Raw genomic sequence first — 24,323 nt, forward strand, 5'->3', positions numbered from 1 at the left:
GACATGCGGAGGATTTTTCGGTTGTCCTCCATCGCCCCACCAAGCTAAACAGTCGTTCAACGAGCAGCAGGATGCCGGCGACAGGAACGACTGATGAGCCCCCAATTTCCCAAGACCTACTACGAAGCCACGGTCGATCGGACCGCCTACCCTGCCCATTCGGGCCGCACCGACGCCAGGGTGTGCATCCTCGGTGGCGGGCTGGCCGGACTGTCCACCGCCCTGGGGCTGGCCGAGCGTGGCGTCACCGATGTGGTGGTGCTGGAGTCCCACGATGTCGGCCACGGCGCCTCGGGGCGCAATGGCGGTTTCGTCTTCGGCGGCTACAGCCTGGGCAACGCCGATCTGCTGGCCACCCTGGGCGCCGAGGAGGCGCGTCGCCTGTATCAACTCACCCTCGATGCGGTCGAACTGATCCGTCACCGCAGCCGCCACTACGGCATCGACTGCGACCTGGTGGACAAGGGTGTAATCCTCGCCAACTGGTTCAACGACCCCGCGCGCCTGGAGACCCCGCGCCAGTTGATGAAGCAGGCCTACGGCGTGGATTGGGAGTACATCCCGCCCGGCGAACTGAAGGAGATGCTCAGGACCGAGCGCTACTTCGGCGGCCTGCTGGAGCGCAACGCCTTCCACTTCCATCCGCTCAAGTACGTCTGTGGCATCGCCCGGACACTGGCCAACCTGGGCGTCCGCCTCCACGAACGATCCCCCGCCCTGGCCATCGAGAAGCGCGCCGGAAAGTACGTGGTCAGGACCGCAGGCGGTGAAGTTCACGCCGAGCATGTGGTGTTCTCCGGCGGCGGCTATTCACGCGGCCTCCACCGCCCCGTCGAGCGCGCGGTGCTCCCCATCGCCACCTACGTGGTCGCCACCGAGCCCCTGGGCGCGCACCTGGCGGAGGCCATCGATTGCGAGTCGGCGGTCTACGACACCCGCTTCGCCTTCGACTATTACCGTCCGATGCAGGACAGCCGGATTCTCTGGGGTGGCCGCATCTCCATCCTCGACCGTAATCCAGATGCCATCGCGAGATTGCTCAAGGCCGACCTCGTCGCGGTCTATCCGCAGCTGGAGGATGTGGAGATCCAGTATTCCTGGGGAGGACTGATGAGCTACGGCCGCCACCAGATGGCGCAGATCGGCCGGGACGCCGATGGCATCTGGCACGCGGTTGGCTTCGGTGGCCACGGCATGGCGCCGACCACAGTGGCGGGCGAAGTGCTGGCCGACGCCATCGCCAACGCCACGCCGATTCCCCCCGGCTTCAGCCGATTCGGCCTGACCCGCACCTTCGGCCTCGCCGGGCTGGTTGCCGCGCAGATGACCTACACCGCCTTCCAGGCCCGCGATGCGTTCGATGCACGGCGGTTGAATCGGTAATCAGGACTCCTGCAACACTCGTAGAGCCGCCGCGGCCAGAAAGCCCGAGCGGCTCTTCTGTTCGGGGTGATTCCGTACGTAATCGTCGATGCGATTCAACAGATAGCCGGGCAAGGTGATGTTCAGCTTCTCCGCCTTGCCCATGTAGCGGGTCACATCGATTTCCACCAGCGCCCAGGTGCAGCCGGCATAGTCTGGATTGGCGGCGTGGAACGTGACCTTCTTCGCCACCGGAATTGGCGCCCCCTCCTCCGCCAGGATTTCCAGATGCCCCTCGATGGCTTCCCGCGCCATCGCCATCGCCTCATCCAGATCATCGCCAGCCGAGAAGCAGCCAGGCAGGTCCGGTACTTCCACACCCCAGGCGTGCCCATCGTCACCGGGGAGAATCGCAATCGGATAAAGCATGTTGAAGCCCTTCGGAAGAGATGAAGACAAGCTCACTTGAGCCCTGCCTGTTTGAGAATGCTAGCCGCGGTCCGAGGTAGCAGGTCCTTCTTCGGATAGGGGATCGTCACCAGACCCGGCTTGCTCGGGTGCTTGAAGTGGTGATGACTGCCCCTGATCCTGACCAGAAACCATCCATCGGCTTCGATCAGTTCCATGAGTTGTCGGCTGTTCACGTCCAGTCCTTGGCCCAGATTTGGTGGTTATAGTAACCACCAAACAGCAAACCGCAATTCCTCCGTCCGATGGGTTGGCGCTGCCCAATGACTTCGCAGTATGTTCAGCCATCCCTCTTCAAGGACGAGCCATGGCCAGCAAAGCTCACCCGACGCACCAGCAGAAGCACCTCGCCGTGCTTATCGATGCCGACAACGCACAAGCGTCCATCATCGAAGGGCTGTTCGAAGAAATCGCCAAGTACGGCGTCGCCAGCGTCAAACGCATCTATGGAGACTGGACCGCGCCGCAGCTAGGTAGCTGGAAGAAGGTCCTGCTCGACCACTCCATTCAACCCATCCAGCAGTTCGCCTATACCAAGGGCAAGAATGCCACCGATAGCTCACTGATCATCGACGCCATGGACCTGCTCTACACCCGGCGTTTCGATGGCTTCTGCCTGGTTTCCAGCGATAGCGATTTCACCCGTCTGGCCGCGCGCTTGAGGGAGGAAGGCCTGACGGTATACGGCTTCGGTGAAGAGAAGACGCCCAAGCCCTTCGTCTCCGCCTGCGACAAGTTCATCTATACGGAGATACTGCGCGCGGAAGCGCTGCCGGAGCCCGCTGCCAGCGGCGACAAACCACAGCCCGTAGCTCCGGCGCCAGCCGCCGAGCCTGCCAAACCGACTGATAAGCCTGCTCCGATCAAGCCGCAGAAGGTTCCCGTGGATGCGATCGCCACGGTGATCGACGGACTCGACGACGAAGACGGCTGGGCTCCGCTCGCGGCAGTTGGCTCCGATATCACCAAGATTCGAACCGACTTCGATCCACGCCTGTACGGCTTCAAGAAGCTGAGTGACCTGATCAAGGGAAACCCTCATCGCTTCGAGCTTGAAGAGCGCGGAACCACGAGCACAGGAGGCAAGGTGCTCTTCGTCCGCAATCGCAAGAACAGCAAGTAGCCGCAACAGCTCCCAGGGTGATCGTGGGATTTTTCCCAAACCATTCGGCGGCCCTTGTTCGTCCCCTCCTCTCTCCCTAACGTGCCCCGGTCGCGGTCAATCCCGCGATCGGGTTTGACGACCTGAAGCCATACGCGCGACTTTGCCTACGGTGCATGTGGGAAACGACGGACGATTCCTACCGCCCCTACCTTGTGTGCAGTTTCTTACACTGCACCGCCCTAATGGCATACCGCGCGGGGAGATCCCTCGGGGTCTGCCGGATCTATGGCCCGGTTCGTCAACCCCGTGCGGTCTGCCACCCTTTCGCTTGACGACGAAGGTGGCAGCTCCTTAACGAGCCATAGGAGTTACACCATGCACGACGCATACATCCCCACCTTCTTCCACCGCCACAACCGCCCTTTGCGCGGCGTGATGATCGACAACCAGCCCTGGTTCTCCGCCTACGACTTCGCCCGCCTGCTCGGTCTACACCATCCCCAATCCCTTCACCGCCGCCTGCGTCCCCACGAGACCCGCCGCATCCCCATCCAGTACGCCAACGGCCATGAAGAAGAGATTCACGTCATCAACGAAGCCGGCCTGTACAAGGCGCTGATCCGCTTCGGTCACCCTGAATGCCAGCAGCTGGATGAATGGCTCACCCGCGACGTCATCCCCACTCTGCGCGACCAACACGCCGAGGATTTCTACCGACCTCGTCGGGTAATGCTGAGCTGGCAATCCCAGCGGCTGACGCTACTGGAATGGCAGGGTGAATTGTGGATGCCGTGGGAGGAAGTACCAAGGCACGTGGGCTCTTGAACGGTGATGGGATTCGCTTCGCTCTGCGCCATCCTACAAAGCACAGCGCAATCATCGGGCAACTCGTCGCGCTGCTCCCGTGGGAGATCGTTCGTAGGATGGGTAGAGCTTGCGAAACCCATGAACAGCCCCGGCAAGGAAGCCATCCGATGACCAATTACCGCCGCGACCACACCCCAGGTGCCAGTTGGTTCTTCACCCTCAATCTGGCGGAACGCCGAAGCCGCTTGCTGATCGATCGAATTGACCTGCTCCGCGCCAGCTTCCGCGCCTGCATGCAGCGCCACCCCTGGCGCATCGACGCCATCGTCATACTCCCCGATCACCTTCACGCGCTCTGTACCTTGCCGCCGGACGATGCGGACTACGCCCTGCGCTGGCGTCAGATCAAGAGCAGCTTTTCCCGTGCATTGCCGCCGTGCGAGCCCCTGTCGGCCAGCCGACTGAGCAAAGGCGAACGCGGTATCTGGCAACGCCGTTTCTGGGAGCACCGTGTCCGCGATGGCGACGACTTCGCCCGACATGTGGATTACATCCACCACAACCCACGCAAACATGGGCATGTGGAGCGGGTGGCGGATTGGCCGTGGTCATCGTTTCACCGCTATGTAGATGCGGGAATCTTGCCGGTGGATTGGGCGGGGGATGGAGCGGACATGGCGCACGGTGTGGGGGAATGGTGATGGGTTTCGCAGGCTCTACCCATCCTACGAAGCACACCCCCGTAGGATGGCGTAGAGCGAAGCGATACCCATCAAACTAAAAAGCCCCGGCGATTGCCGGGGCTTTTGGTTCAACGCATCACTCAGCCGTTGCTGGGGAACGCGAACTGCGCCGCCTCGTGGCTGGCGCGCTGCGGCCAGCGCTGGGTGATGGCCTTGCGGCGGGTGTAGAAGCGCACACCGTCCGGGCCGTAGGCGTGGAGGTCGCCGAACAGGGAGCGCTTCCAGCCGCCGAAGCTGTGGTAGGCCACCGGTACCGGCAGCGGCACGTTGACGCCGACCATGCCCACTTCGATCTCGTCGCAGAACAGGCGGGCGGCTTCGCCGTCGCGGGTGAAGATGCAGGTGCCGTTGCCGTACTCGTGGTCGTTGATCAGCTGCATGGCGTCTTCCAGGCTGCCGACGCGGACGATGCAGAGCACCGGACCGAAGATTTCTTCCTGGTAGATGCGCATGTCGGCTTTGACGTTGTCGAACAGGGTGCCGCCGACGAAGTAACCGTCTTCATGGCCGGCCACGCGGTAGCCACGGCCGTCCACCACCAGCTTGGCGCCAGCAGCGACGCCGTCGTCGATGTAACCGACCACCTTGTCGCGGGCGGCGGCGGTGACCAGCGGGCCCATGTCCAGGCCGCAGTTGGTGCCGGCGCCGATCTTCAGGCCTTTGATCTGCGGAACGATCTTGTCGACCAGCGCATCGGCGATCTGGTCGCCCACGCACACCGCCACGGAGATGGCCATGCAGCGCTCGCCGCAGGAACCGTAGGCCGCGCCCATCAGTGCGCTGACAGCGTTGTCGAGGTCGGCGTCGGGCATCAGTACCGCGTGGTTCTTCGCGCCGCCCAGGGCTTGCACGCGCTTGCCGCGCTTGGTGCCTTCGGCATAGATGTATTCGGCGATCGGGGTCGAGCCAACGAAGCTGAGGGCTTTGACTTCCGGCGCTTCGATCAGCGCGTCCACGGCTTCCTTGTCACCGTTGACCACGTTCAGCACGCCCTTGGGCAGGCCGGCCTGATGGAACAGCTCGGCGATCAGCAGGGTGGAGCTCGGGTCACGCTCGGAGGGCTTGAGGATGAAGGTGTTGCCGCAGGCGATGGCCAGCGGGTACATCCACAGCGGCACCATGGCCGGGAAGTTGAACGGGGTGATGCCAGCGACCACGCCCAGCGGCTGGAAGTCGCTCCAGGCGTCGATGTTCGGGCCGACGTTGCGGGTGTATTCGCCCTTGAGGATTTCCGGGGCGGCGCAGGCGTACTCGACGTTCTCGATGCCGCGCTTCAGTTCACCGGCAGCGTCTTCCAGAGTCTTGCCGTGCTCTTCGGCGATCAGCTTGGAGATCACCGCTTCGTTGGCTTCCAGCAGTTGCTTGAAGCGGAACAGCACCTGGGCGCGCTTGGCCGGCGGGGTGTTGCGCCAGGCCGGGAAAGCGGCCTTGGCAGCGTCGATGGCCTGCTGGATGGTGGCGCGGCTGGCCAGGCCAACCTTGCGGTGGGCTTCGCCGGTGGACGGGTTGAACACGTCTGCAGTGCGACCTTGGTCGTCGATGCGTTCGCCGTTGATCAGGTGCGGGATGAGGCTCATGGGTGGGGTCTCTTGTAGGGCTTTTGTCTTTGCGGCGCCGGATGATCCAAGGGGCGGGAGTTACCCTCACCCCAGCCCTCTCCCAGTGGGAGAGGGGGTTGTCCATGCGCTATTTCAATTCGGTTTCGACGAAGACCACTTCATGGTCGCTGGCGTTGATCACGTTGTGTTCGACGCCGGCCTTGCGGAAGTAACTCTGGCCGGCCACCAGGGGGGCGTGTTTGTCGCCCTCCGGGGTTTCCAGCAGCAGGGTGCCGTTGGTCATCGGCACCACGACGTAGTCGTAGCCATGGCGGTGGCGACCGGTTTCGGCACCGGGGGCGAAGCGCCACTCGGTGACGATCACCTCGTCGTTATCCACCTGCACGGTGGGCACGGCCTGCGGGCGCTGGCTCATCAATTCACGCCCTGCAGGGCCTGGCCGACGGCGTCGAACAGGCGGTCCAGTTCTTCCGGCTTGGCGTTGAAGGTCGGGCCGAACTGCAGGGTGTCGCCACCGAAGCGGACGTAGAAACCAGCCTTCCACAGGGCCATGCCGGCCTCGAACGGACGGACGATGGCGTCGCCGTCACGCGGGGCGATCTGCAGGGCACCGGCCAGGCCGCAGTTGCGGATGTCGATGACGTGCTTGGCACCTTTCAGGCCGTGGATGGCTTTCTCGAAGTGCGGGGCCAGTTCGGCGGATTGCTGCACCAGGTTTTCCTTCTCCAGCAGATCCAGGGCGGCCAGGCCGGCGGCGCAGGCGACCGGGTGTGCGGAGTAGGTGTAGCCGTGGGTGAACTCGACGGCGTATTCGGGCGTCGCCTGGTTCATGAAGGTCTGGTAGATCTCGCGGCTGGCGATCACCGCGCCCATGGGAATGGCGCCGTTGGTGACCTGCTTGGCCACGTTCATCAGGTCCGGAGTCACGCCGAAGTATTCAGCGCCGGTCATCTTGCCCATGCGGCCGAAGGCGGTGATCACTTCGTCGAAGATCAGCAGGATGTTGTTCTGGTCGCAGATTTCGCGCAGGCGCTGCAGGTAGCCGGCCGGCGGCACGATCACACCAGCGGAGCCGGACATCGGCTCGACGATCACGGCGGCGATGTTGGACGCGTCATGCAGTTCGATCAGTTTCAGCAGTTCGTTGGCCAGCTCCACGCCGCCGGTTTCGGCAGCGCCCTTGGTGAAGGCCATGCCCGGCTGCAGGGTATGCGGCAGGTGGTCGACGTCCATCAGTTGCCCGAACATCTTGCGGTTGCCACCGATGCCGCCCAAGGCGGTGCCGGCAACGTTCACGCCGTGGTAGCCACGGGCGCGGCCGATCAGCTTGGTCTTCTGCGGCTGGCCCTTCAGGCGCCAGTAGGCACGGGCCATCTTGATGGAGGTGTCGGCGCACTCGGAGCCGGAACCGGTGAAGAACACGTGGTTCAGTTCGCCGGGAGTCAGGTTGGCGATCTTCTCGGCCAGCTGGAAAGACAGCGGATGGCCGTACTGGAAGCCCGGGGAGTAGTCGAGGGTGCCGAGCTGCTTGGCCACGGCTTCCTGGATTTCCTTGCGCGAGTGGCCGGCGCCGCAGGTCCACAGGCCGGAGAGACTGTCGTACACACGACGGCCCTGGTCGTCGATCAGCCAGCTGCCTTCAGCGGCGACGATCAGGCGCGGGTCGCGCTGGAAGTTGCGGTTGGCGGAGAAGGGCATCCAGTGGGCGTCCAGCTTCAGCTGGCTGGCGAGAGGGAGCTGGGCGGTCTGCGGCATGTTCATGTGTGGCCTCGAAAGTGTCTTGTTCTGAGGAACGACGCGCTACTTGCTGCCGACATTGCCACGGGCATAAAGTCACGAAAATCCAACTTTTCAAATCTTTAGGTTAGAGGTTGCTAAACCATGAGTACCCGCCGTCCCGAGCCGCTGGCGCAGGTGAGCGATTTCGATATCCGCCTGCTGCGCATCTTCCGCAGCGTGGTGGAATGCGGCGGTTTCTCCGCTGCCGAGAGCGTACTGGGCATCGGCCGTTCGGCCATCAGCCAGCAGATGAGCGACCTGGAACAACGCCTCGGCCTGCGCCTGTGCCAGCGCGGCCGTGCCGGATTCGCCCTGACTGAGGAAGGCCGCGAGGTATACCAGTCGTCCATGCAGTTGCTGGCGTCGCTGGAAACCTTTCGGACCGAGGTCAACGGCCTGCACCAGCACCTGCGCGGGGAGCTGAACATCGGCCTCACCGACAACCTGGTGACACTGCCCCACATGCGCATCACCCATGCGCTGTCGCGCCTGAAGGAGCGCGGCCCGGACGTGCAGATCAACATCCGCATGACGCCGCCCAGCGAGGTGGAACAGGGGGTGCTCGACGGCCGCCTGCACGTCGGCGTGGTGCCGCAGACCGCTGCCCTCTCCGGGCTGGAATACCAACCCCTGTACAGCGAGCGCTCGCTGCTCTACTGCGCCGTGGGCCATCCGCTGTTCTATGTGGACGATGCGCAACTGCGCGACGACCGCCTGAACCAGCAAGACGCCATCGCCCCAACCTTCCGCCTGCCGGCGGACATCCAGGCGCACTATCAGGTGCTCAACAGCACGGCCAGCGCCTCGGACCGCGAAGGCATGGCCTTCCTCATCCTCACCGGGCGCTACATCGGCTACCTGCCGGACCACTACGCCAGCTTCTGGGTACAGCAAGGGCGGCTGCGGGCGCTGAAGCCGGCGACGCGCTTCTATGACCTGTCGCTGTCTTCGGTGACCCGCAAGGGCCGCCGGCCGCACCTGGTGCTGGAGAGTTTCCTGGAAGCGCTGGCAGCGACGAGCTGACATCCACCTGTGCGAATTCATTCGCGAATGAATTCACTCCCACAACGAGAGCCTCCCGGCGCCGCTCAAGCCCCATTCCGGTGCGGTCCGGACAAATCCACGAATAACCTGACCGATGCTCCAGTTTTGCTTGTAGGCGCGGTCATCCTGGGTTATCAGTGCTGTCGCCAACCCCCTCTTACAATAAGGAAGCCTATGACTTCACTGGTGCCCGCCCACAGCCCGAACCCTCCCACCAAGCCCGCCGGCCGCATTCGTCAGAAGAACGAAGAGCTGATCCTCGCCGCCGCGGAGGAGGAGTTCGCCCGCCACGGCTTCAAGGGCACCAGCATGAACACCATCGCCCTGCGCGCCGGGCTGCCCAAGGCCAACCTGCACTACTACTTCAGCAACAAGTTGGGCCTGTACATCGCCGTGCTGAGCAACCACCTGGAACTCTGGGACAGCACCTTCAACGCCCTCACCGCCGAAGACGACCCGGCCGAGGCGCTGGCCCGCTACATCCGCGCCAAGATGGAGTTCTCCCGTCGCCATCCGCTGGCCTCGAAGATCTTCGCCATGGAAATCATCAGTGGCGGCGGCTGCCTGGAAGCCCACTTCGATCAGGACTACCGCACCTGGTTCAAGGGCCGCGCCGGGGTATTCGAAGCCTGGATCGCTGCCGGCAAGATGGACCGGGTCGACCCGGTGAACCTGATCTTCCTGCTCTGGGGCAGCACCCAGCACTACGCCGACTTCAACACCCAGATCTGCCGCGTCACCGGCCGCAAGCGCCTGACCAAGGACGATTTCGAAGCGGCCACGCAGAACCTCATCCAGATCATCCTCAAGGGCTGCGGCCTGACTCCGCCCGCGACTGCCTGATGCCGTTCACCCTGTCCGCTCCCGCCGAGTACCGCGAGGAGATCAAGAAGAGCCGCTTCATTGCCCATGCCGCGCAGGTGACCAGCGTCGAGGAAGCGCAGGCCTTCATCGCACGCCTGTCCGAGCCTGGCGCATCCCACAACTGCTGGGCCTGGAAGCTGGGCAACCAGTACCGTTTCAGTGACGACGGCGAACCCGGCGGCACCGCCGGACGCCCGATCCTCGCTGCCATCGAAGGTCAGGACTGCGACCAGGTCGCGGTCCTGGTGATCCGCTATTACGGCGGTATCCAGCTCGGCACCGGCGGCCTCGCCCGCGCCTACGGCGGCAGCGCCGCCAAATGCCTGCAAGGCGGCCAGCGTGTGGAACTGGTAGCCCGCAGCCGCATCAGTTGCCATCCCGGTTTTGCCGAACTGCCGCTACTGAAGGCGCGCCTTGGCGACTTCGAAGCGTTGGTGGAAAGTGAAAGCTTCGATGCCGAAGGCGCCGAGCTGATCCTGGCCCTGCCCGAGGGCCGCATTGCCGGGTTCGAGCAAGTCCTGCGAGATATCAGCCGGGGACGGTTGGAAGTAAAGCGGGTCTGACCCTATCGAATACCACCCACATTTTCTGTGGAGCCCGCTGTGGATAACTCGTGGGCTTTTGCCTGTAACGCCACAACGACGCGGCTTAGCGAGAACTGTTCGCTTTTTGCCCAATACCCGGCTTATCCCCTGCCCCAAACTTAAGCACCTGATTTTTGGTGCATTCCTCCACGCACCAATGCAGCGCAGCAAGCGCTCGACAGGTCCGCCCTTGTCCACGTTCAACGGGGAAAAGGCTGTGGATAAGCTTGGGAGTATCCGCCGCAGCCCAGGGCTGGCGAGCCTTGCGGAAGACTGATCAAAAAACGAGCAAAACCAGACAGGCGAAGAGTGCCCAGCCCCGGCGAATGAATCTGCCCAAACAACAGGTAAACTTTCCGCCATCCCCGCCTGATGAAGAGAATCCACCATGTACGAATGGCTGAATGCCCTGCCCAAGGCTGAACTGCACCTGCACCTGGAGGGTTCGCTGGAGCCCGAACTGCTGTTCGCCCTGGCCGAACGCAACAAGGTGGTGCTGCCCTGGGCCGACGTGGAAACCCTGCGCAAGGCGTACGCCTTCAACAACCTGCAGGAGTTCCTCGACCTCTACTACGCCGGCGCCGATGTGCTGCGCACCGAGCAGGATTTCTACGACCTCACCTGGGCCTACCTGCAGCGCTGCAAGGCGCAGAACGTGATTCACACCGAGCCGTTCTTCGACCCGCAGACCCACACCGATCGCGGCATTCCCTTCGAAGTGGTGCTGTCCGGCATCCGCCAGGCCCTGGAAGACGGTCGCGAGCAACTGGGCATCAGCTCCGGGCTGATCCTCAGCTTCCTGCGCCACCTCTCTGAAGACGAGGCGCAGAAGACCCTCGATCAAGCCCTGCCCTTCCGCGACGCCTTCATTGCTGTCGGCCTGGACAGCTCGGAAAAGGGCCATCCGCCAAGCAAGTTCCAGCGGGTGTTCGACCGCGCCCGTGCCGAAGGCTTCCTCACCGTCGCCCACGCCGGCGAGGAAGGCCCGCCGGAGTACATCTGGGAAGCCCTGGACCTGCTCAAGATCGAGCGCATCGACCACGGCGTACGCGCCGTCGAAGACGAGCGACTGATGCAGCGCATCATCGACGAACAGATCCCGCTCACCGTCTGCCCGCTGTCCAACATCAAGCTCTGCGTGTTCGACCACATGCGCCAGCACAACATCCTCGACATGCTGGAGCGCGGCGTGAAGGTAACGGTGAACTCCGACGATCCGGCGTACTTCGGCGGCTACGTCACCGAGAACTTCGCCGCCCTGCACGAGCACCTGGGCATGACCGAGGACCAGGCCAAACGCCTGGCGCAGAACAGCCTGGATGCGCGACTGATCAAATAAGGCAGCTGCTGAATTCGTAGGGTGCGCTGCGCGCACCGGCTTCGACACTCTGTCAAACCGCCGGTGCGCATGGCGCACCCTACCGGATCGGCTTCGGCGATTCCTACAGGGAAGCTGCCGGACGCGGCGTCAGCAAGCGCAGGATGCCGCCAAGCAACATGCCGTAGAGCGGCACGAAGAGCACCAGGCTGATGGCCAGCTTTACGCCGTAGTCCACGGTGGCGATTTCCACCCAGTTCGCCGCCATGAAGGGGTTGTCGCTGCGCCAGAAGGCCACCGAGAAGAAGGCGAAGGTATCCAGCAGGTTGCCGGCGATGGTCGAGGCCACCGGGGCGATCCACCACTGGCGCATCTGCCGCAGACGGTCGAAGACCTGGATATCCAGCACCTGGCCCAGTACGTAGGCGAGGAAACTGGCCAGGGAGATGCGGGCGACGAAGAGGTTGAATTCGCCGAGAGCCGCGAAGCCCTGGAAGCTCGCTTCCTGGAACAGTACCGACACCCCATAGGACGCCAGCAATGCCGGGACCATGACCCGTGCGATGACCCGGCGCGCAGCCTGCTTGCCCATCAGGCGAACGGTCAGGTCGGTAGCCAGGAAGATGAAAGGAAAGCTGAACGCGCCCCAGGTGGTGTGCCAGCCGAACAGGGTGATCGGCAACTGCACCAGGTAATTGCTGGCGATGATGATCAGGATGTGGAAAGCGATCAGGCCGGTGAGTGCCGGGCGCCAGACCGTGGGAGAAGCTGCGGGCATGGTGATTTGCATCCTTTTTGCCGATGGGGTGAGGGAACCCATGTCGCGGCCCCCTGGCCGACGACGGCGCGCATTCTAACTTGACCCGCGCGTCAGGAAAAGACGGATCGTCCGGACGCATGCATCGGTGGCAAAAAAACCTGTAGGGGCGAATTCATTCGCCAAGCAGGCCGAAGGGCTGCCCTGATGTTGCCCAAATGGGCCAGCTTCGCTGTCCTTGGCGAATGAATTCGCCCCTACAAAGGGAATGCATACGAAAAGGGCCGCGATGCGGCCCTTAGTCGTTAAGCGTCTTGCGTCGCCCGGTCACCATCGACCAGGGCAGGTTCTCGCGCATGCGCACGCTTTCCACCAGCGCAGCGCCGACGTGCACAAAGGCCAGCCAGAACAGGCCGTCGGCCATGAACTCATGGATGTCCCGGGGCAGGTCCTCGCCCCAGAAGTAGTCGACTTCTTCCATCAGGAAGCCGGTGACGCCCAGGCCGACCATCAGCAGCAGCATGAGGATCATCACCAGCCCGCCCAGAGGCGAGTGGCCCAGGCGGTGCATGTGGCCACCGGTCAGCAGCGACTTGGCGTGGGCCACCAGGCGCGCCGGATGCGGCCAGAAGTCCGACCAGCGTGCAGGCCCGGGGCCGACGAAGCCCCAGACCAGGCGCACCAGCACCACCGCCACGGCGTAATAGCCGAGCCAGCGGTGCCAGCCGTCACCCGCCTCGTTGAGGAAGTAGTCACCGATGAAGGCGGCCACCAGGGACCAGTGGCCGATCCGCACTACCGGGTCCCAGAGGCGAACAGTCTCGGCGCTCACGGCTTAGTCCTCGATCTCCTGCTTGACCACCTTGCCGTCAACCGGGTTGAAGTAGATCTCGACCTTGCGCTTGTCCTTGTCCCAGCCGTAGATCTCGTAGCAGTTGCCGGCGGTGACCTTGAACTTCTTGATGTCGTAGCCCTGGGCCTTGAGGTCGTCCTGGAACTTGGTCTGGTCTTGCCACTGGGCCTTGTCGGCGGACGTGCATTCGGTCTTGGCAAAGGTCAGCGGGCTGACAAGGACCAGGGAAAGGAGCAGGAGCTTACGCATGGTATCGACCTCGAATTTTGCGTTGTATGGCGAAAGGCAATGCAAGGCTTTCTCATTCACTGCCATGACGATGGAGAGTAGGCCAGGCCTTGGCGGCTGTCATATGTCGGTCCGCCGATCTCAGCGGTGTTCGACAGCGAATTGTCCCCGACCTGCGTGTTTGGCCCGATAGCAAGCTGTATCAGCCTGTTTCAGAAGCTCTGCAGGCTGCGCGTTAGCGCTGTGGATGCAGGCGATGCCAACGCTGGCACCGACGCAAAACTCCTGCCCTTCCCAGGTCAGCACCAGGCCCTGGATCTGCGCGATGAGCCGCGCCGCCAGCATTTCCGCCTGGGGCAGCGGGCAACTGCGCAGGATCAGCGCGAACTCGTCGCCGCCCAGCCGCGCAAGTTGATCACCGGCCCGCACCTGGGCCTGCATCAGCCTGGCGATCTGGCGCAGCAGTTCATCCCCGGCAGCGTGGCCGGCACTGTCGTTGACCTGCTTGAAGCGGTCCAGGTCGATGAAGCAGAGCACGCTGTTGCCGTCGTTCTGCAGTACGTCGCGACAGCTTTCGGCCAGGGCGTCCTCGAAGGCCGAACGGTTCAGCAGGCCGGTCAACGCGTCGTGGGTGGCGGCATAGCGCAGGTGCTTCTGCATGGCCCGTGCTTCGCTGACGTCGGTGAGCACCAGCACGCTGCCCAGTAGGGTGCCGTCGCCCGCGCGCATGGGCGCTGCCTGGCCACGCAGGGCGATGGTGCCGCCGGCCGGATGGCGCAGCGAGGCCAGCCCCTGGAGGCTGGCGGCACTGCCCTGCTCCAGGCAGTCGCGCACCGGGTTGGGTACCAGACGGCCATCTTCGCCTTCCAGCAGCAGCACCTGCTCGATGGGCAGGCCCTGGGCCTCGTCGCTGCGCCAGCCGCTGAGGCGCTCGGCCACCGGGTTGAGGAAGCTGACCCGGCCTTCCAGGTCGGTGGTGATGACGCCGTCACCGATGGCATCGAGGGTCACCTGCAGGCGTTCACGCTCGTCGCGCAAGCGCTCGGCGAGCTGGCGCAATTCGCTGACGTCCCAGTTGGTGCCGACCATGCGCAGCGGCCGGCCCTGGGCATCGCAGACCAGCCGGGCGTGGCCCTTGAGCACGCGCTGGTCGCCGTCGCCGCGGCGGATTCGGAACTCGATGTCCAGGCGACGACTGCCTTCCCGTGCGGCCAGCACTTCGCGCTCGGCACGGGCGGCGTCATCCGGATGCAGGTGGGCGAGCCAGTCGGCGTAAGAGAGTTCGCCACCCGCCGTACGGCCGTAGAGGCGGTACATGCCTTCGTCCCAAAGCAGGCGGTCGCTGTCCAGGTCCCATTCCCAGACACCGACACCACTGGCCTCGGTGGCCACCGAGTAGCGCCGCGCCAATACGGCTTCACGCTCTTCGGCACGCTTGCGGCGGTCGATGTCTTCGATCTGCGAGATGAAATACAGCGGCTCTCCCTCGTGGTCGCGCACCAGCGACACCGCCAGCAGGCCCCAAATCTCCCGCCCGCTCTTGTGCAGGTAGCGCTTTTCCAGGCGATAGCTGTGGCGGCGGCCTGCAATGATTTCCCGCACCAGTTCGAGATCGCCGGCCAGGTCGTCCGGGTGGGTGACATCCTGGAAGCTCAGGGCAGACAGCTCTGCTTCGTCGTAACCGAGCATCTCGCAGAGTGCATGGTTGACCCGTTGCCAGCGGCCATCCAGCCCCACCAGGGCCATGCCGATGGCGGAGTGATCCATGGCGTCGCGAAAGCGCGTTTCACTGGCCGCCAGTTCGCGGCGACGCTTGCGCAGTTGCTCCACCGCCGAGGCCAGCAGCAGGGCTGGCAGCAACGCCAGCAGCAGCGGCAGGTAGATCAGCAGGTCGCGCCAGCCTTTCTCCAAATCCGGCGTTTCAAGCAGGCCGAGGGCGATGATCAGCCCGCCGCTCACCGAAGCCAGCGCCACCAGCAGTGCAGTGCTGGCGAAGGTCAGGCGGACCGCCGCGATCATCAGCGGCAGGGCCAGGTAGACGAAGGGGAACGGCAACAGCAGCAAGGCGAAGGGCGTGCCCAGCAACACCACGCCGCCATAGAGCAGCAGTTCGCGCCGGCGCCGTTCACCGAGGAATTCCCACCAGCCCTGCTGGCGCATCCAAACGGCCAGGGGCAGCACCGAGACGGCGCCAAGCATGGCGCCCTCGACCCAGTACATCCAGCCACGCTCGAAGGAGCCCACCCCCTGCCAGGCGAGGATGCTCGCCCCCAGGCTGGCACTGGCCAGCGGTGGCAACAGGGCACCGAAGAAGATGAACTGGAGGAAGGCACCCGGGCTTTCGTTCATCCGCAATGCGGCGCCGCTGACCCGCAGCAGGGCCGCCGCGAGGATGACCTCCAGCAGATTCGGCGGGACGAAGCTGGCCGCCAGGGCAAGGGCATCGCCGAAGGCCAGGTTGGCCAGCAGATCGGCCAGCATCGCCGCCGCCAGCAGGGCCGGCCAGCGGCGCAGGGGCTGGTCCCAGAGCAGCGCCACGGCGAAGGCGTTGGCGTACCAGAGGGTGGCGATGCTGCCGGGCTGGCGCGACAGCCAGACGGCTCCCATGGCCAGCAACAGGTAACCGGAGAACACCAGCAGCAGGGTTGGTAGGAGGCTTCCAGGCTCGCGGATGCGCGGCATCAGTCGAGTCTCCAACGGCTTGCGCCGGGCACGGGCCCGGCAGGGATCAGGCAGGTCGGGGTCAGGTCAGCCACGGGAACCTCCATGCGGCCACGGCTTATCCAGACGATAGCGGAACCTGGGTTACGAGCAATTCGATGCTCAGACGCCGACCTGCCCGTGCCCGACACTCAACGCCAGGGCGCGCCGACGAGCAGCGTGGCACAACGCGCCTGGACGAACTCGCGGAGCAGACGCACGGGCTTGCTGAGCTGGGCGCGATGGGCACAGATCAGGTTCAGCGGCGTGGCCTGGCCGAGGTACTGCGGCAGCACCAGCTCCAGGCGCCCGGCACGGACGTCTTCGGCAACGTCCAGCCAGGACTTGTAGATGATCCCCTGCCCCGCCAGCGCCCAGCGCCGCACCACATCGGCATCGTCGCAGACGCGGTTGCCGGTCACTGCCACCACGAATTCGCGCCGCCCCTCGCCGAAGGTCCAGCGGTCGTGGACACGTCCTCCCAATTGATAGAGCAGGCAGTTGTGGCCGGTCAGCGCTTCGGGTTGGCGCGGGCGCCCGTGACGTTCCAGGTACGTCGGCGCGGCGCAGAGCACGCGACGGTTGCCGGGCACGAGGGGCAGCGCCACCAGGCTGGAGTCTTCCGGCTCGCCGTAGCGGATGGCGATGTCCACCGCCTGGCGGAACAGGTCGGCGACACGGTCGCTGAGGTGCAGGCGGATGCCCAGGCGCGGGTGTTCGTGCTGAAACTCGTCCAGCCAGGGCAGCAGCACATTGCGGCCAAAATCCGACGGGGCGGAAAGCTGCAGCATGCCGGCAATGTCCTCACGGCCGCCGACCAATTGCCGCTGCCCCTCGGCGAGGCTCTCCAGGGCACTGCGCGCATGGGCCAGGAATTGCTCGCCTTCCGGGGTCAGGCGCAGACTGCGGGTGGAGCGCGCGAACAGGCGGGTGTCGAGCTGCTGCTCCAGGCGCTTGAGCGCGGCGCTGGCCACGGCGGGCGAGACGTCACGCTTGCGGGCGGCGGCCGAGAGGCTACCGTGGTCAGCGGTGCTGACAAACAGGGCGAGATCGTCGAGGCGCAGCATTTTCAAAACTCCATTGAAAGACTGTCGTTTTCTAGCCGATTTTTCTTGTTTGCGGAATAACCGAACATGGGGCCCATCCAGCCCTTACGCGGAGAATCCCGATGAAAGCCGTCGCCTACTTCCAGAACCTTCCCATCGATAACCCCGAATCCCTGCAGGACATCGTGCTGCCTGAGCCACAACCAGGCCCCCGCGATCTGCTGGTGGAAGTCCGCGCCATTTCGGTGAACCCGGTGGATACCAAGATCCGTCGCAACGCCGCACCGGAAGCCGGCCAGCCCAAGGTGCTGGGCTGGGACGTGGCGGGCGTGGTGAAGGCGGTGGGCAGCGAGGTAACCCTGTTCCAGCCCGGCGACCGGGTGTTCTACGCCGGAGACCTGACCCGTCCGGGCGGCAATGCCGAGCTCCATCGGGTCGACGAGCGCATCGTCGGCCACATGCCCAGAAGCCTGGACTTCGCCCAGGCCGCCGCCCTGCCGTTGACCTCCATCACCGCCTGGGAGCTGTTGTTCGATCGCCTGCAGATCACCGAGGGCACGGCCGAACAGAGCCAGAGCCTGCTGGTGGTGGGTGCTGCGGGGGGCGTAGGCTCGATCCTGGTACAACTGGCCCGACAACTCACCGGCCTGACGGTGATCGGTACCGCCTCGCGCCCGGAAACCCAGGCCTGGGTCCGCGAACTGGGCGCCCACCATGTGCTGGACCACAGCAAGCCGCTGGCCGAAGAACTGCGCCGTGCCGGCCTTTCCCAGGTCACGCATGTCGCCAGCCTGACCCAGACCGACCAGCACCTGGACCAACTGGTGGAAGCCCTGGCGCCCCAGGGCCGCCTCGGCCTGATCGACGACCCAGCCTCGCTGGACGTGGCCAAGCTCAAGCGCAAGAGCCTGTCGCTGCACTGGGAGTTCATGTACACCCGGTCGATGTTCCAGACGCCGGACATCCTCGAACAGCACCGCCTGCTGGAGCGGGTCAGCCAACTGATCGACGCCGGCGTACTGAAAACCACAGTGGGCGAGCACTTCGGCGCCATCAACGCCGCCAACCTGCGCCGCGCCCACACCCTGCTGGAGAGCGGCAAGGCCAAGGGCAAGATCGTGCTCGAAGGGTTCTGAGCCGTTCTCTGTAGGAGCGAGCTTGCTCGCGAAAACTTGTGCTTGGACTTCGCGAGCAAGCCCGCTCCTACAAGACAAACACTGACCGGCGAGCAGATGCGCTGGCGAACGGTCCGGTACGTGAGTGCGAAGAGGCTAGACTTTTCTCGTCTCGCCAGCGGCCGGCTGCGCCGCATCGACTTTTCTCCGCCGGGGTTCAGGATGCATCCCACCCTCGCCCGGCCCGTCATTCGCGCGGGCCTCTACCTGCTGTGCGCAGGCGCCTGGCTCCTGGCCTGGGGGACAGGACCGCTCGGCACCTTCGGACTCATCCTGCTCACCACCCTGCTGATCTTCTTCCTCGAACGCCGCCATCGCCTGGGACGTGAGCGATTGCGCCAAGGCCTGCGACGCACCAACCTGCAATTGGAACAGGCACAGCGCGACGCCATCCTCGGCAACTGGGAATATGACCGCGGTTTCTCCTGGAGCCCCGGCGCCCAGCGCATCCTCGGCTGCGCTGGCGAAGACAATGTCGACGGCCTGCTCAATCGCGTTCACCCGGCCGACCGCAGCGGCGTGCAGCGTGCACTGGAATCGCTGATCCTCCACGGCATCGCCCTGACGGTGAACGCACGCCTGAACTTGCCCAGCGACCAGCCACCGATCTGGCTGGCCCTGCGCGGTGAAGCCCAACCCGACGGTCGCGCCTTCGGCACGGTGCAGGACATCAGCACCCAAAAACGCGACGAGGAAGCATTGCGCGCCAGCGAGCTGCGCTTTCGCCAGCTGTTCGAGCAGACCCCGCGCATCGCCGTGCAGGGCTACGACCGCCAGCGCCGGGTGATCTACTGGAACCGCGCCAGCGAGCAGCTCTACGGCTACACGATGGACCAGGCCATGGGGCGGTATCTGGAAGAGCTGATCATCCCGCCGGCCATGCGCGATCAGGTGATTGCCGACATCAACAACTGGCTGATCGGCGGCACGGCCATCCCCGCCAGCGAGCTGACCCTGCAACGCCGCGACGGCAGCCCGGTGACGGTGTTCTCCAGCCATCTGCTGCTGCGCAACCTGCACAATCAGTTGGAGCTCTACTGCGTGGACATTGATTTCAGCGCCCTGAAGTCTGCGCGGGACGCGCTTCGACAGAGCGAAAAACGTTACCAGGCGTTGCTGGAAAGCATCGGCCGGCGCGCTCCAGAAGGCCAATCAAGCGGCGGGGAACAAGGATAGGACGGGCGGCGGCGACCACCAGTCGGCTGTTTGACCCAAGTCATTTTCTGCCATCTCGGCGGGTCTACACTCATTTTCCCCGCCACTTGAAAGGGAGATGACTGAGGTGAAAATTCTCGTTCGTCCGACCACCACCCCAAAGGGCTCCAGCTGGCAAGTCTGCCTTGACCAGCATGCGGTGAGTTTCCGTAGCGAAGCCGAAGCACGCCGTTTCGTCACGGTTCTCGAGGAGCGCCTGAAAGCGCCCCACGTACTGCCGGACTGGTCACGACGGATCGCGAGTTAGCCCAGCGGCGCCTGGCCATTACGGTCAAGGCGCCCGGTCACTAGCGAGCAGGCAACTGCCGCGCAGCCGCACAGGCTGATGACCAGGGCCAGGGGCATGGCGCTGCCGTCGTGCAGTGCCCCCACCAGGGCGGCGGCCCCCGCCGCCACTCCGAATTGCAAACTTCCCATCAACGCAGAGGCGCTACCGGCGTTCTGGCCCTGACCGGCCATGGCGCAGGCCGATGCGTTGGGCAGGATGCACCCCAGGCTCGCGATGCAGCCGAACAGCGGCAGCAGCAGCGGCCACAGCGATTCGGTATGCAGGCTGGACACCAGCAGCAGCGCTACCGCACACATCAGATAGATCCAGACCACCCGACGCATCCAGAAGGCCGGCCCGCGATGGCGCAGCAGGAAGGCGTTCACCTGCGCAACGAGAATGAAGCCCGCCGCATTGGAGCCGAACAACCAGCCGTAGTGTTCCGGCGGTACGCCATAGAGCTGGATGAAGACGAAGGGCGAGCCGGCGATGTAGGCGAACATTCCGGCGATGGCGAAGCCGCCCGTCATGCCATAAACGAGGAACTGCCAGTCGCCGAACAACCGCCGGTACTGCCCGAGGGCGCCGCTCAAAGGGGCACGCGGCATGACGCGGGACAGGGTTTCCGGCAGCCAGGCGGCGATGCCCAGCAACACCAGGGTGCTGAACAGGGTCAGTCCCCAGAAGATCGATTGCCAGCCGAACAGCTCCAGCAGCAGGCCGCCTCCCAGCGGCGCCAGGATCGGTGCCAGCCCCATCACCAGCATCAGTTGCGAGAACGCCTTGGCCGAAGCGATTGGGTCGCAGAGGTCGCGAACCACCGCCCGTGACACCACCATCCCCGCGCAACCGCCCAGGGCCTGGACGAAGCGTGCGCCAATCAACCATTCGAGACTGGGCGCCAGGGCGCAGGCAACCGATGCCAGGGTGAAGATGGTCACGCCCACCAACAGCGGCGGACGGCGGCCGAAGCGGTCCGCCAGCGGGCCGTAGATCAATTGACCGAACGCCAGGCCGATGAAGTAGGAAGCGAGGGTCAGCTGCACATGCTCCACATCGGTGACGAACGCCTTCGCCAAGGCGGGGAAGCTGGGCAGGTAGAAGTCGATGGCCATGGGGCCGAAAGCGCTGAGGGCGCCAAGGAGCAGGAGAATGCGGAAAGTCATGGTGATATCGGGCGCCATCCATTGCGGACAAGCGCCAGATACTAACAGGGGATTTCACTGGCCTGTGGGAGCGGATTCATTCGCGAATGAATTCGCTCCCACAGACTCGACAGCCGGCGCCTAGCCCTCGTGGACCTCCTCGGCCTTGGGAGTCTTGGGCGCCTTCCGGCTCTCCAGCCAGTCCGAAGCCTTCTCCACCAGCATGAAGAACATGGGGATGAGGAAGGTCGCCAGCATGGTGGCGGCGAGCATCCCGCCGATCACCCCGGTGCCGATGGAATGGCGGCTCGCCGAGCCCGCGCCGGAGCTGATGGCCAACGGCACGCAACCGAGGATGAAGGCCAGGGAGGTCATCACGATCGGACGGAAACGCAGCTTGGCCGCCTCCAGCGCCGCCTGCACCGGCCCCATGCCCTGTTCGCGGCAGAGCACGGCGAACTCGACGATGAGGATGGCGTTCTTCGCGCCGAGGCCGATCAGGGTCACCAGGCCGACCTGGAAGTACACGTCGTTCTGAATGCCCCGCAGCCACACCGCAAGGATGGCGCCGAACACCGCGAAGGGCACCGCGGTGACCACTGCCAGCGGCAGGGTCCAGCGCTCGTACTGGGCGGCGAGGATGAGGAACACCATGATCAGGCCGAAGACGAACGCGGTACTGCCGGAGCCGTGGGACGCGAGTTCCTGGTAGGCGGAACCGATCCAGCCGAGGCTGTAGTCCTCACCCAGTACTTCGTTCGCCACCTCTTGCATTGCCTCCAGTGCCTGGCCCGAGCTGTAGCCCGGCGCCGGTCCGCCCAGCACCTTGGCCGCCGGGTAGACGTTGAAGCGCGCGTAGGAGTCCGGACCGAGGATGCGCTCCACCCGCACCAGCGAGGACAACGGCACCAGGTCGTCGGAGGCCGAGCGCACGTAGACCTGGCTGAGGTCATCCGGCTTGCGGCGGAACTCCGGCTCCGACTGCAGGCTCACCTGCCAGGTACGTCCGTAGAGGGTGAAGTCGTTGACGTAGTAGCTGCCGAAGGTGGATTGCATGGCGGTGAATACATCGTTGATCGCCACGCCCAGGGCACGCGCCTTGGTGCGGTCGAGGTCGATGTAGTACTGCGGCACGTTGGCGTTGAAGGTGGTATTCACCCCCGCCAGTTCGGGACGTTTGGAGGCCGCGGCGACAAACTTCTGCACCACGGTTTCCAGCTGCTGCACGGTGCCGCCGCTGCGGTCCTGGATATAGGACTCGAAGCCGCCGGTGGTACTCATGCCGGTGATCGGCGGCGGGTTGAACGACATCACGATGCCGTCCTTCTGCCCGGCGCCCATCTGCATGAAGGTGTGCGTCAGGTTGCGTGCATCGAGTTCCGGCGTGGTGCGCTCGCTCCAGTCCTTCAGCGGCACGAAGGACACCCCGGCGTTGCTGCGGGTGCCGAAGGTGAGGATGTCGAAGCCGGCGAAGGTCACCACGTCCTGCACCGCCGGGTGCTTCATCAGTTCCTCGGTGACCGTGCTGGTGAGTTCTTCGGTACGGGTCAACGAGGCTGCCGGGGGCAGGAAGTAGGCGTTGAGCACATAGCCCTGGTCCTCGTCCGGCACCAGCGCACCAGGCACCCGCCCGAAGAGGAGGACCAGCAGCGCGATCATTCCGCCGAACAGCACAAGGCCGAGCAGCGAACGCTTGAGGAAGAACTGCACCCCGGCGCCATAACCATTGGTCATGCGCTCGAAGAAGCTGTTGAACCAGCGGAACGGCGCCGCCGGCACACCATGGGTGGGCTTGAGCATCAGGGCACAGAGCGCCGGCGACAGGGTCAGCGCGACGATGCCGGAAATCACCACGGATACCGCAATGGTGATCGCGAACTGCTGGTACATCTGCCCCGCCAGGCCGCCGAGGAAGCCCACCGGGATGAACACCGCACAGAGCACCAGCACGATGGCGATGATCGGCCCGGTCACCTCCTCCATGGCCTCGATGGCCGCTTCGCGCGGGCCGATCTTCTTGGCCGACATCACCCGTTCGACGTTCTCGATCACCACGATGGCGTCGTCCACCACGATGCCGATGGCCAGCACCATGCCGAACAACGTCAAGAGGTTGATGGAGAAACCGAGCATGTACATGCCGGCGAAGGTGCCCACCAGGGAAACCGGAATCGCCAGTACCGGAATCAGGGTGGCGCGCCAGTTCTGCAGGAAGATGAAGACCACCAGCACCACCAGCAGCAGGGCTTCGAAGAAGGTCTTGATCACTTCTTCGATGGAGACCTGTACGAATTTGGTGGTGTCGTAGGGGATCTTGTAGGCGATGCCCTCGGGGAAGCGCTTGGCCAGTCGCTCCATGGTCGACTTCACCGCATCTGCGGTGTCCAGCGCGTTGGCGCCCGGCTGCAGGTAGATACCGAACGCGGCGTTCTGCTGGCCGTTGAGGGAGGTCATCAGGGAATAGTCCTGGGCCCCCAGTTCCACTCGCGCTACGTCTTTGAGCAGCAGGCTGGCGCCGGTGGCGTCGGAACGCAGGATGACGCTCTCGAACTCCTTGGGATCGGTGAAACGACCCTGGGTGGTCACCGTGTAGGTGAAGTCCTGGGGCTGGTTCAGCGGCTGCTGGCCGAAGCTGCCGGCAGCGAACTGGGAGTTCTGTTCGCGGATGGCGTTGACCACGTCGGTCGGGGTGAGGTCGTACTGCGCCAGCTTGTCCGGGCGCAGCCAGATGCGCATGGAGTAGTCCTTGGAGCCGAACTGGCTGGCATCACCCACGCCGGGAATCCGCTTCAGCTCGTCGATCACGTTGATCAGCGCGTAGTTGCTGATGAAGATCGGATCGCGGGAGTTGTCCGGCGAATAGAGGGTGACCACCTGGAGGATGTCGGAGGATTTCTTCTCCACCTTCACACCTTGCCGGCGCACCTCTTCAGGCAGCTTGGCGAGCGCGGCCTGGACCTTGTTGTTGACGTCGATGGTGGCCTGGTCAGGGTCGCGGCCCACCTCGAAGTACACGGTCAGGCTCATGGCGCCGCTGCTGTCGGAGTTGGACAGCTGGTAGATCATGCCCTCCACGCCGTTGATTTCCTGCTCGAGCGGCGCGGCCACGGTTTCCGCGATCACCTGCGAGCTGGCGCCCGGATAGACGGCGCTGACCGAGACCTGGGGCGGAAGGATTTCAGGGTACTGGGCGATCGGCAGTGCACGCATGGCGGCGAGGCCGGCGAGCACGATGACGATGGAGATCACCGCAGCGAAGACGGGTCTGTCGATAAAGAAGCGCGAGATCACGGCGTGCGCTCC

General features: G+C 64.5%; 23 protein-coding genes. 11 read left to right on the top strand and 12 right to left on the bottom strand.

What is annotated here, in order from left to right:
- Nucleotides 1-93 precede the first annotated feature (93 nt).
- Nucleotides 94-1,383: an FAD-binding oxidoreductase gene (locus E8E91_RS10840; RefSeq protein ID WP_280375762.1), complete on the top strand. Its 1,290-nt coding sequence runs from the start codon at nucleotides 94-96 to the stop codon at nucleotides 1,381-1,383.
- Here E8E91_RS10840 and E8E91_RS10845 read toward each other — a convergent pair whose 3' ends face one another.
- Together E8E91_RS10845 and E8E91_RS10850 are read right to left on the bottom strand one after the other, a co-directional pair.
- Nucleotides 1,384-1,791 (bottom strand): type II toxin-antitoxin system HicB family antitoxin, encoded by a 408-nt coding sequence (locus E8E91_RS10845; RefSeq protein WP_280375763.1) that lies wholly within the window; start codon nucleotides 1,789-1,791, stop codon nucleotides 1,384-1,386.
- Between the two features lie 32 nt (nucleotides 1,792-1,823).
- Nucleotides 1,824-2,006: a type II toxin-antitoxin system HicA family toxin gene (locus E8E91_RS10850; RefSeq protein ID WP_280375764.1), complete on the bottom strand. Its 183-nt coding sequence runs from the start codon at nucleotides 2,004-2,006 to the stop codon at nucleotides 1,824-1,826.
- Nucleotides 2,007-2,137: 131 nt separating this feature from the next.
- Here E8E91_RS10850 and E8E91_RS10855 point away from each other — a divergent pair, with 131 nt between their 5' ends.
- From E8E91_RS10855 to E8E91_RS10865, 3 genes are all read left to right on the top strand, one after another.
- Entirely contained in the window at nucleotides 2,138-2,953 is an 816-nt protein-coding gene (locus tag E8E91_RS10855) for an NYN domain-containing protein (RefSeq protein ID WP_280375765.1), read from the top strand.
- Nucleotides 2,954-3,310: 357 nt separating this feature from the next.
- A complete protein-coding gene (locus E8E91_RS10860; RefSeq protein ID WP_280375766.1) occupies nucleotides 3,311-3,760 on the top strand; it encodes a Bro-N domain-containing protein in 450 nt (149 codons plus the stop codon).
- A 149-nt stretch (nucleotides 3,761-3,909) separates the two neighbouring features.
- Nucleotides 3,910-4,443 (top strand): transposase, encoded by a 534-nt coding sequence (locus tag E8E91_RS10865; RefSeq protein WP_280375767.1) that lies wholly within the window; start codon nucleotides 3,910-3,912, stop codon nucleotides 4,441-4,443.
- Nucleotides 4,444-4,565: 122 nt separating this feature from the next.
- Here E8E91_RS10865 and E8E91_RS10870 read toward each other — a convergent pair whose 3' ends face one another.
- The 3 genes from E8E91_RS10870 to E8E91_RS10880 all read right to left on the bottom strand — a co-directional run bounded on the left by E8E91_RS10870 (nucleotide 4,566) and on the right by E8E91_RS10880 (nucleotide 7,805).
- Nucleotides 4,566-6,062 (bottom strand): CoA-acylating methylmalonate-semialdehyde dehydrogenase, encoded by a 1,497-nt coding sequence (locus E8E91_RS10870; protein WP_280375768.1) that lies wholly within the window; start codon nucleotides 6,060-6,062, stop codon nucleotides 4,566-4,568.
- Between the two features lie 109 nt (nucleotides 6,063-6,171).
- Nucleotides 6,172-6,459 carry a cupin domain-containing protein gene (locus E8E91_RS10875; RefSeq protein WP_077524298.1) on the bottom strand — a complete coding sequence of 96 codons (288 nt, stop codon included), beginning with the start codon at nucleotides 6,457-6,459 and terminating at the stop codon, nucleotides 6,172-6,174.
- A complete protein-coding gene (locus E8E91_RS10880) occupies nucleotides 6,459-7,805 on the bottom strand; it encodes an aspartate aminotransferase family protein (protein WP_280375769.1) in 1,347 nt (448 codons plus the stop codon). Before E8E91_RS10880 ends, E8E91_RS10875 begins: the two co-directional genes overlap by 1 nt.
- 120 nt (nucleotides 7,806-7,925) lie before the next feature.
- On the opposite strand from E8E91_RS10880, the gene E8E91_RS10885 reads away from it, so the two are divergent.
- The 4 genes from E8E91_RS10885 (at nucleotide 7,926) to E8E91_RS10900 (ending at nucleotide 11,654) form a co-directional block, all read left to right on the top strand.
- Entirely contained in the window at nucleotides 7,926-8,846 is a 921-nt protein-coding gene (locus tag E8E91_RS10885; RefSeq protein ID WP_280375770.1) for a LysR family transcriptional regulator, read from the top strand.
- Between the two features lie 195 nt (nucleotides 8,847-9,041).
- Nucleotides 9,042-9,710, top strand: a complete 669-nt coding sequence (locus E8E91_RS10890) for a TetR/AcrR family transcriptional regulator (protein ID WP_280375771.1) — start codon at nucleotides 9,042-9,044, stop codon at nucleotides 9,708-9,710.
- Entirely contained in the window at nucleotides 9,710-10,294 is a 585-nt protein-coding gene (locus E8E91_RS10895; RefSeq protein WP_280375772.1) for a YigZ family protein, read from the top strand. Before E8E91_RS10890 ends, E8E91_RS10895 begins: the two co-directional genes overlap by 1 nt.
- Nucleotides 10,295-10,703: 409 nt before the next feature.
- Nucleotides 10,704-11,654 (top strand): adenosine deaminase, encoded by a 951-nt coding sequence (locus tag E8E91_RS10900; RefSeq protein ID WP_280375773.1) that lies wholly within the window; start codon nucleotides 10,704-10,706, stop codon nucleotides 11,652-11,654.
- A 103-nt stretch (nucleotides 11,655-11,757) separates the two neighbouring features.
- Here E8E91_RS10900 and E8E91_RS10905 read toward each other — a convergent pair whose 3' ends face one another.
- The 5 genes from E8E91_RS10905 to E8E91_RS10925 all read right to left on the bottom strand — a co-directional run bounded on the left by E8E91_RS10905 (nucleotide 11,758) and on the right by E8E91_RS10925 (nucleotide 17,238).
- On the bottom strand, nucleotides 11,758-12,411 hold the full coding sequence (locus E8E91_RS10905) for a 7-cyano-7-deazaguanine/7-aminomethyl-7-deazaguanine transporter (protein ID WP_280375774.1): 654 nt from the start codon (nucleotides 12,409-12,411) through the stop codon (nucleotides 11,758-11,760).
- 277 nt (nucleotides 12,412-12,688) lie between these two features.
- Nucleotides 12,689-13,222 carry a cytochrome b/b6 domain-containing protein gene (locus E8E91_RS10910; protein ID WP_280375775.1) on the bottom strand — a complete coding sequence of 178 codons (534 nt, stop codon included), beginning with the start codon at nucleotides 13,220-13,222 and terminating at the stop codon, nucleotides 12,689-12,691.
- A 3-nt stretch (nucleotides 13,223-13,225) separates the two neighbouring features.
- Nucleotides 13,226-13,492 (bottom strand): PepSY domain-containing protein, encoded by a 267-nt coding sequence (locus E8E91_RS10915; RefSeq protein WP_280364356.1) that lies wholly within the window; start codon nucleotides 13,490-13,492, stop codon nucleotides 13,226-13,228.
- A gap of 120 nt (nucleotides 13,493-13,612) precedes the next feature.
- Complete coding sequence (locus tag E8E91_RS10920; protein WP_280375776.1) at nucleotides 13,613-16,153, bottom strand: PAS domain S-box protein; 2,541 nt, start codon at nucleotides 16,151-16,153, stop codon at nucleotides 13,613-13,615.
- Nucleotides 16,154-16,323: 170 nt separating this feature from the next.
- Complete coding sequence (locus E8E91_RS10925) at nucleotides 16,324-17,238, bottom strand: LysR family transcriptional regulator (RefSeq protein WP_280375777.1); 915 nt, start codon at nucleotides 17,236-17,238, stop codon at nucleotides 16,324-16,326.
- A gap of 101 nt (nucleotides 17,239-17,339) precedes the next feature.
- Between E8E91_RS10925 and E8E91_RS10930 the strand changes: the two genes are divergently transcribed.
- The 3 genes from E8E91_RS10930 to E8E91_RS10940 all read left to right on the top strand — a co-directional run bounded on the left by E8E91_RS10930 (nucleotide 17,340) and on the right by E8E91_RS10940 (nucleotide 19,854).
- On the top strand, nucleotides 17,340-18,353 hold the full coding sequence (locus E8E91_RS10930) for a zinc-binding alcohol dehydrogenase family protein (RefSeq protein WP_280375778.1): 1,014 nt from the start codon (nucleotides 17,340-17,342) through the stop codon (nucleotides 18,351-18,353).
- Nucleotides 18,354-18,554: 201 nt separating this feature from the next.
- Complete coding sequence (locus E8E91_RS10935) at nucleotides 18,555-19,568, top strand: PAS domain S-box protein (RefSeq protein ID WP_280375779.1); 1,014 nt, start codon at nucleotides 18,555-18,557, stop codon at nucleotides 19,566-19,568.
- Between the two features lie 106 nt (nucleotides 19,569-19,674).
- Nucleotides 19,675-19,854: a hypothetical protein gene (locus E8E91_RS10940; protein WP_190831704.1), complete on the top strand. Its 180-nt coding sequence runs from the start codon at nucleotides 19,675-19,677 to the stop codon at nucleotides 19,852-19,854.
- On the opposite strand, the gene E8E91_RS10945 is transcribed toward E8E91_RS10940, so the two are convergent.
- Nucleotides 19,851-21,041, bottom strand: a complete 1,191-nt coding sequence (locus E8E91_RS10945; protein ID WP_280375780.1) for a multidrug effflux MFS transporter — start codon at nucleotides 21,039-21,041, stop codon at nucleotides 19,851-19,853. The two genes, E8E91_RS10940 and E8E91_RS10945, sit on opposite strands and share 4 nt — an antisense overlap.
- Before the next feature lie 120 nt (nucleotides 21,042-21,161).
- The gene (locus E8E91_RS10950; RefSeq protein WP_280375781.1) at nucleotides 21,162-24,311 is read right to left on the bottom strand and encodes an efflux RND transporter permease subunit; all 3,150 of its coding nucleotides are present in this window, start codon (nucleotides 24,309-24,311) and stop codon (nucleotides 21,162-21,164) included.
- Nucleotides 24,312-24,323 lie beyond the last annotated feature (12 nt).

The organism is Pseudomonas sp. BN515 (assembly GCF_029873155.1).
GTDB lineage: Bacteria > Pseudomonadota > Gammaproteobacteria > Pseudomonadales > Pseudomonadaceae > Metapseudomonas.

Coding starts and splice junctions, on each gene's coding strand:
- E8E91_RS10915 (WP_280364356.1), bottom strand. CDS start 13,492: ATGCGTAAGCTCCTGCTCCTTTCCCTGGTCCTTGTCAGCCCGCTGACC.
- E8E91_RS10900 (WP_280375773.1), top strand. CDS start 10,704: ATGTACGAATGGCTGAATGCCCTGCCCAAGGCTGAACTGCACCTGCAC.
- E8E91_RS10895 (WP_280375772.1), top strand. CDS start 9,710: ATGCCGTTCACCCTGTCCGCTCCCGCCGAGTACCGCGAGGAGATCAAG.
- E8E91_RS10945 (WP_280375780.1), bottom strand. CDS start 21,041: ATGACTTTCCGCATTCTCCTGCTCCTTGGCGCCCTCAGCGCTTTCGGC.
- E8E91_RS10890 (WP_280375771.1), top strand. CDS start 9,042: ATGACTTCACTGGTGCCCGCCCACAGCCCGAACCCTCCCACCAAGCCC.
- E8E91_RS10875 (WP_077524298.1), bottom strand. CDS start 6,459: ATGAGCCAGCGCCCGCAGGCCGTGCCCACCGTGCAGGTGGATAACGAC.
- E8E91_RS10870 (WP_280375768.1), bottom strand. CDS start 6,062: ATGAGCCTCATCCCGCACCTGATCAACGGCGAACGCATCGACGACCAA.
- E8E91_RS10865 (WP_280375767.1), top strand. CDS start 3,910: ATGACCAATTACCGCCGCGACCACACCCCAGGTGCCAGTTGGTTCTTC.
- E8E91_RS10880 (WP_280375769.1), bottom strand. CDS start 7,805: ATGAACATGCCGCAGACCGCCCAGCTCCCTCTCGCCAGCCAGCTGAAG.
- E8E91_RS10920 (WP_280375776.1), bottom strand. CDS start 16,153: ATGCCGCGCATCCGCGAGCCTGGAAGCCTCCTACCAACCCTGCTGCTG.
- E8E91_RS10860 (WP_280375766.1), top strand. CDS start 3,311: ATGCACGACGCATACATCCCCACCTTCTTCCACCGCCACAACCGCCCT.
- E8E91_RS10905 (WP_280375774.1), bottom strand. CDS start 12,411: ATGCCCGCAGCTTCTCCCACGGTCTGGCGCCCGGCACTCACCGGCCTG.
- E8E91_RS10855 (WP_280375765.1), top strand. CDS start 2,138: ATGGCCAGCAAAGCTCACCCGACGCACCAGCAGAAGCACCTCGCCGTG.
- E8E91_RS10845 (WP_280375763.1), bottom strand. CDS start 1,791: ATGCTTTATCCGATTGCGATTCTCCCCGGTGACGATGGGCACGCCTGG.
- E8E91_RS10935 (WP_280375779.1), top strand. CDS start 18,555: ATGCATCCCACCCTCGCCCGGCCCGTCATTCGCGCGGGCCTCTACCTG.
- E8E91_RS10930 (WP_280375778.1), top strand. CDS start 17,340: ATGAAAGCCGTCGCCTACTTCCAGAACCTTCCCATCGATAACCCCGAA.
- E8E91_RS10840 (WP_280375762.1), top strand. CDS start 94: ATGAGCCCCCAATTTCCCAAGACCTACTACGAAGCCACGGTCGATCGG.
- E8E91_RS10925 (WP_280375777.1), bottom strand. CDS start 17,238: ATGCTGCGCCTCGACGATCTCGCCCTGTTTGTCAGCACCGCTGACCAC.
- E8E91_RS10885 (WP_280375770.1), top strand. CDS start 7,926: ATGAGTACCCGCCGTCCCGAGCCGCTGGCGCAGGTGAGCGATTTCGAT.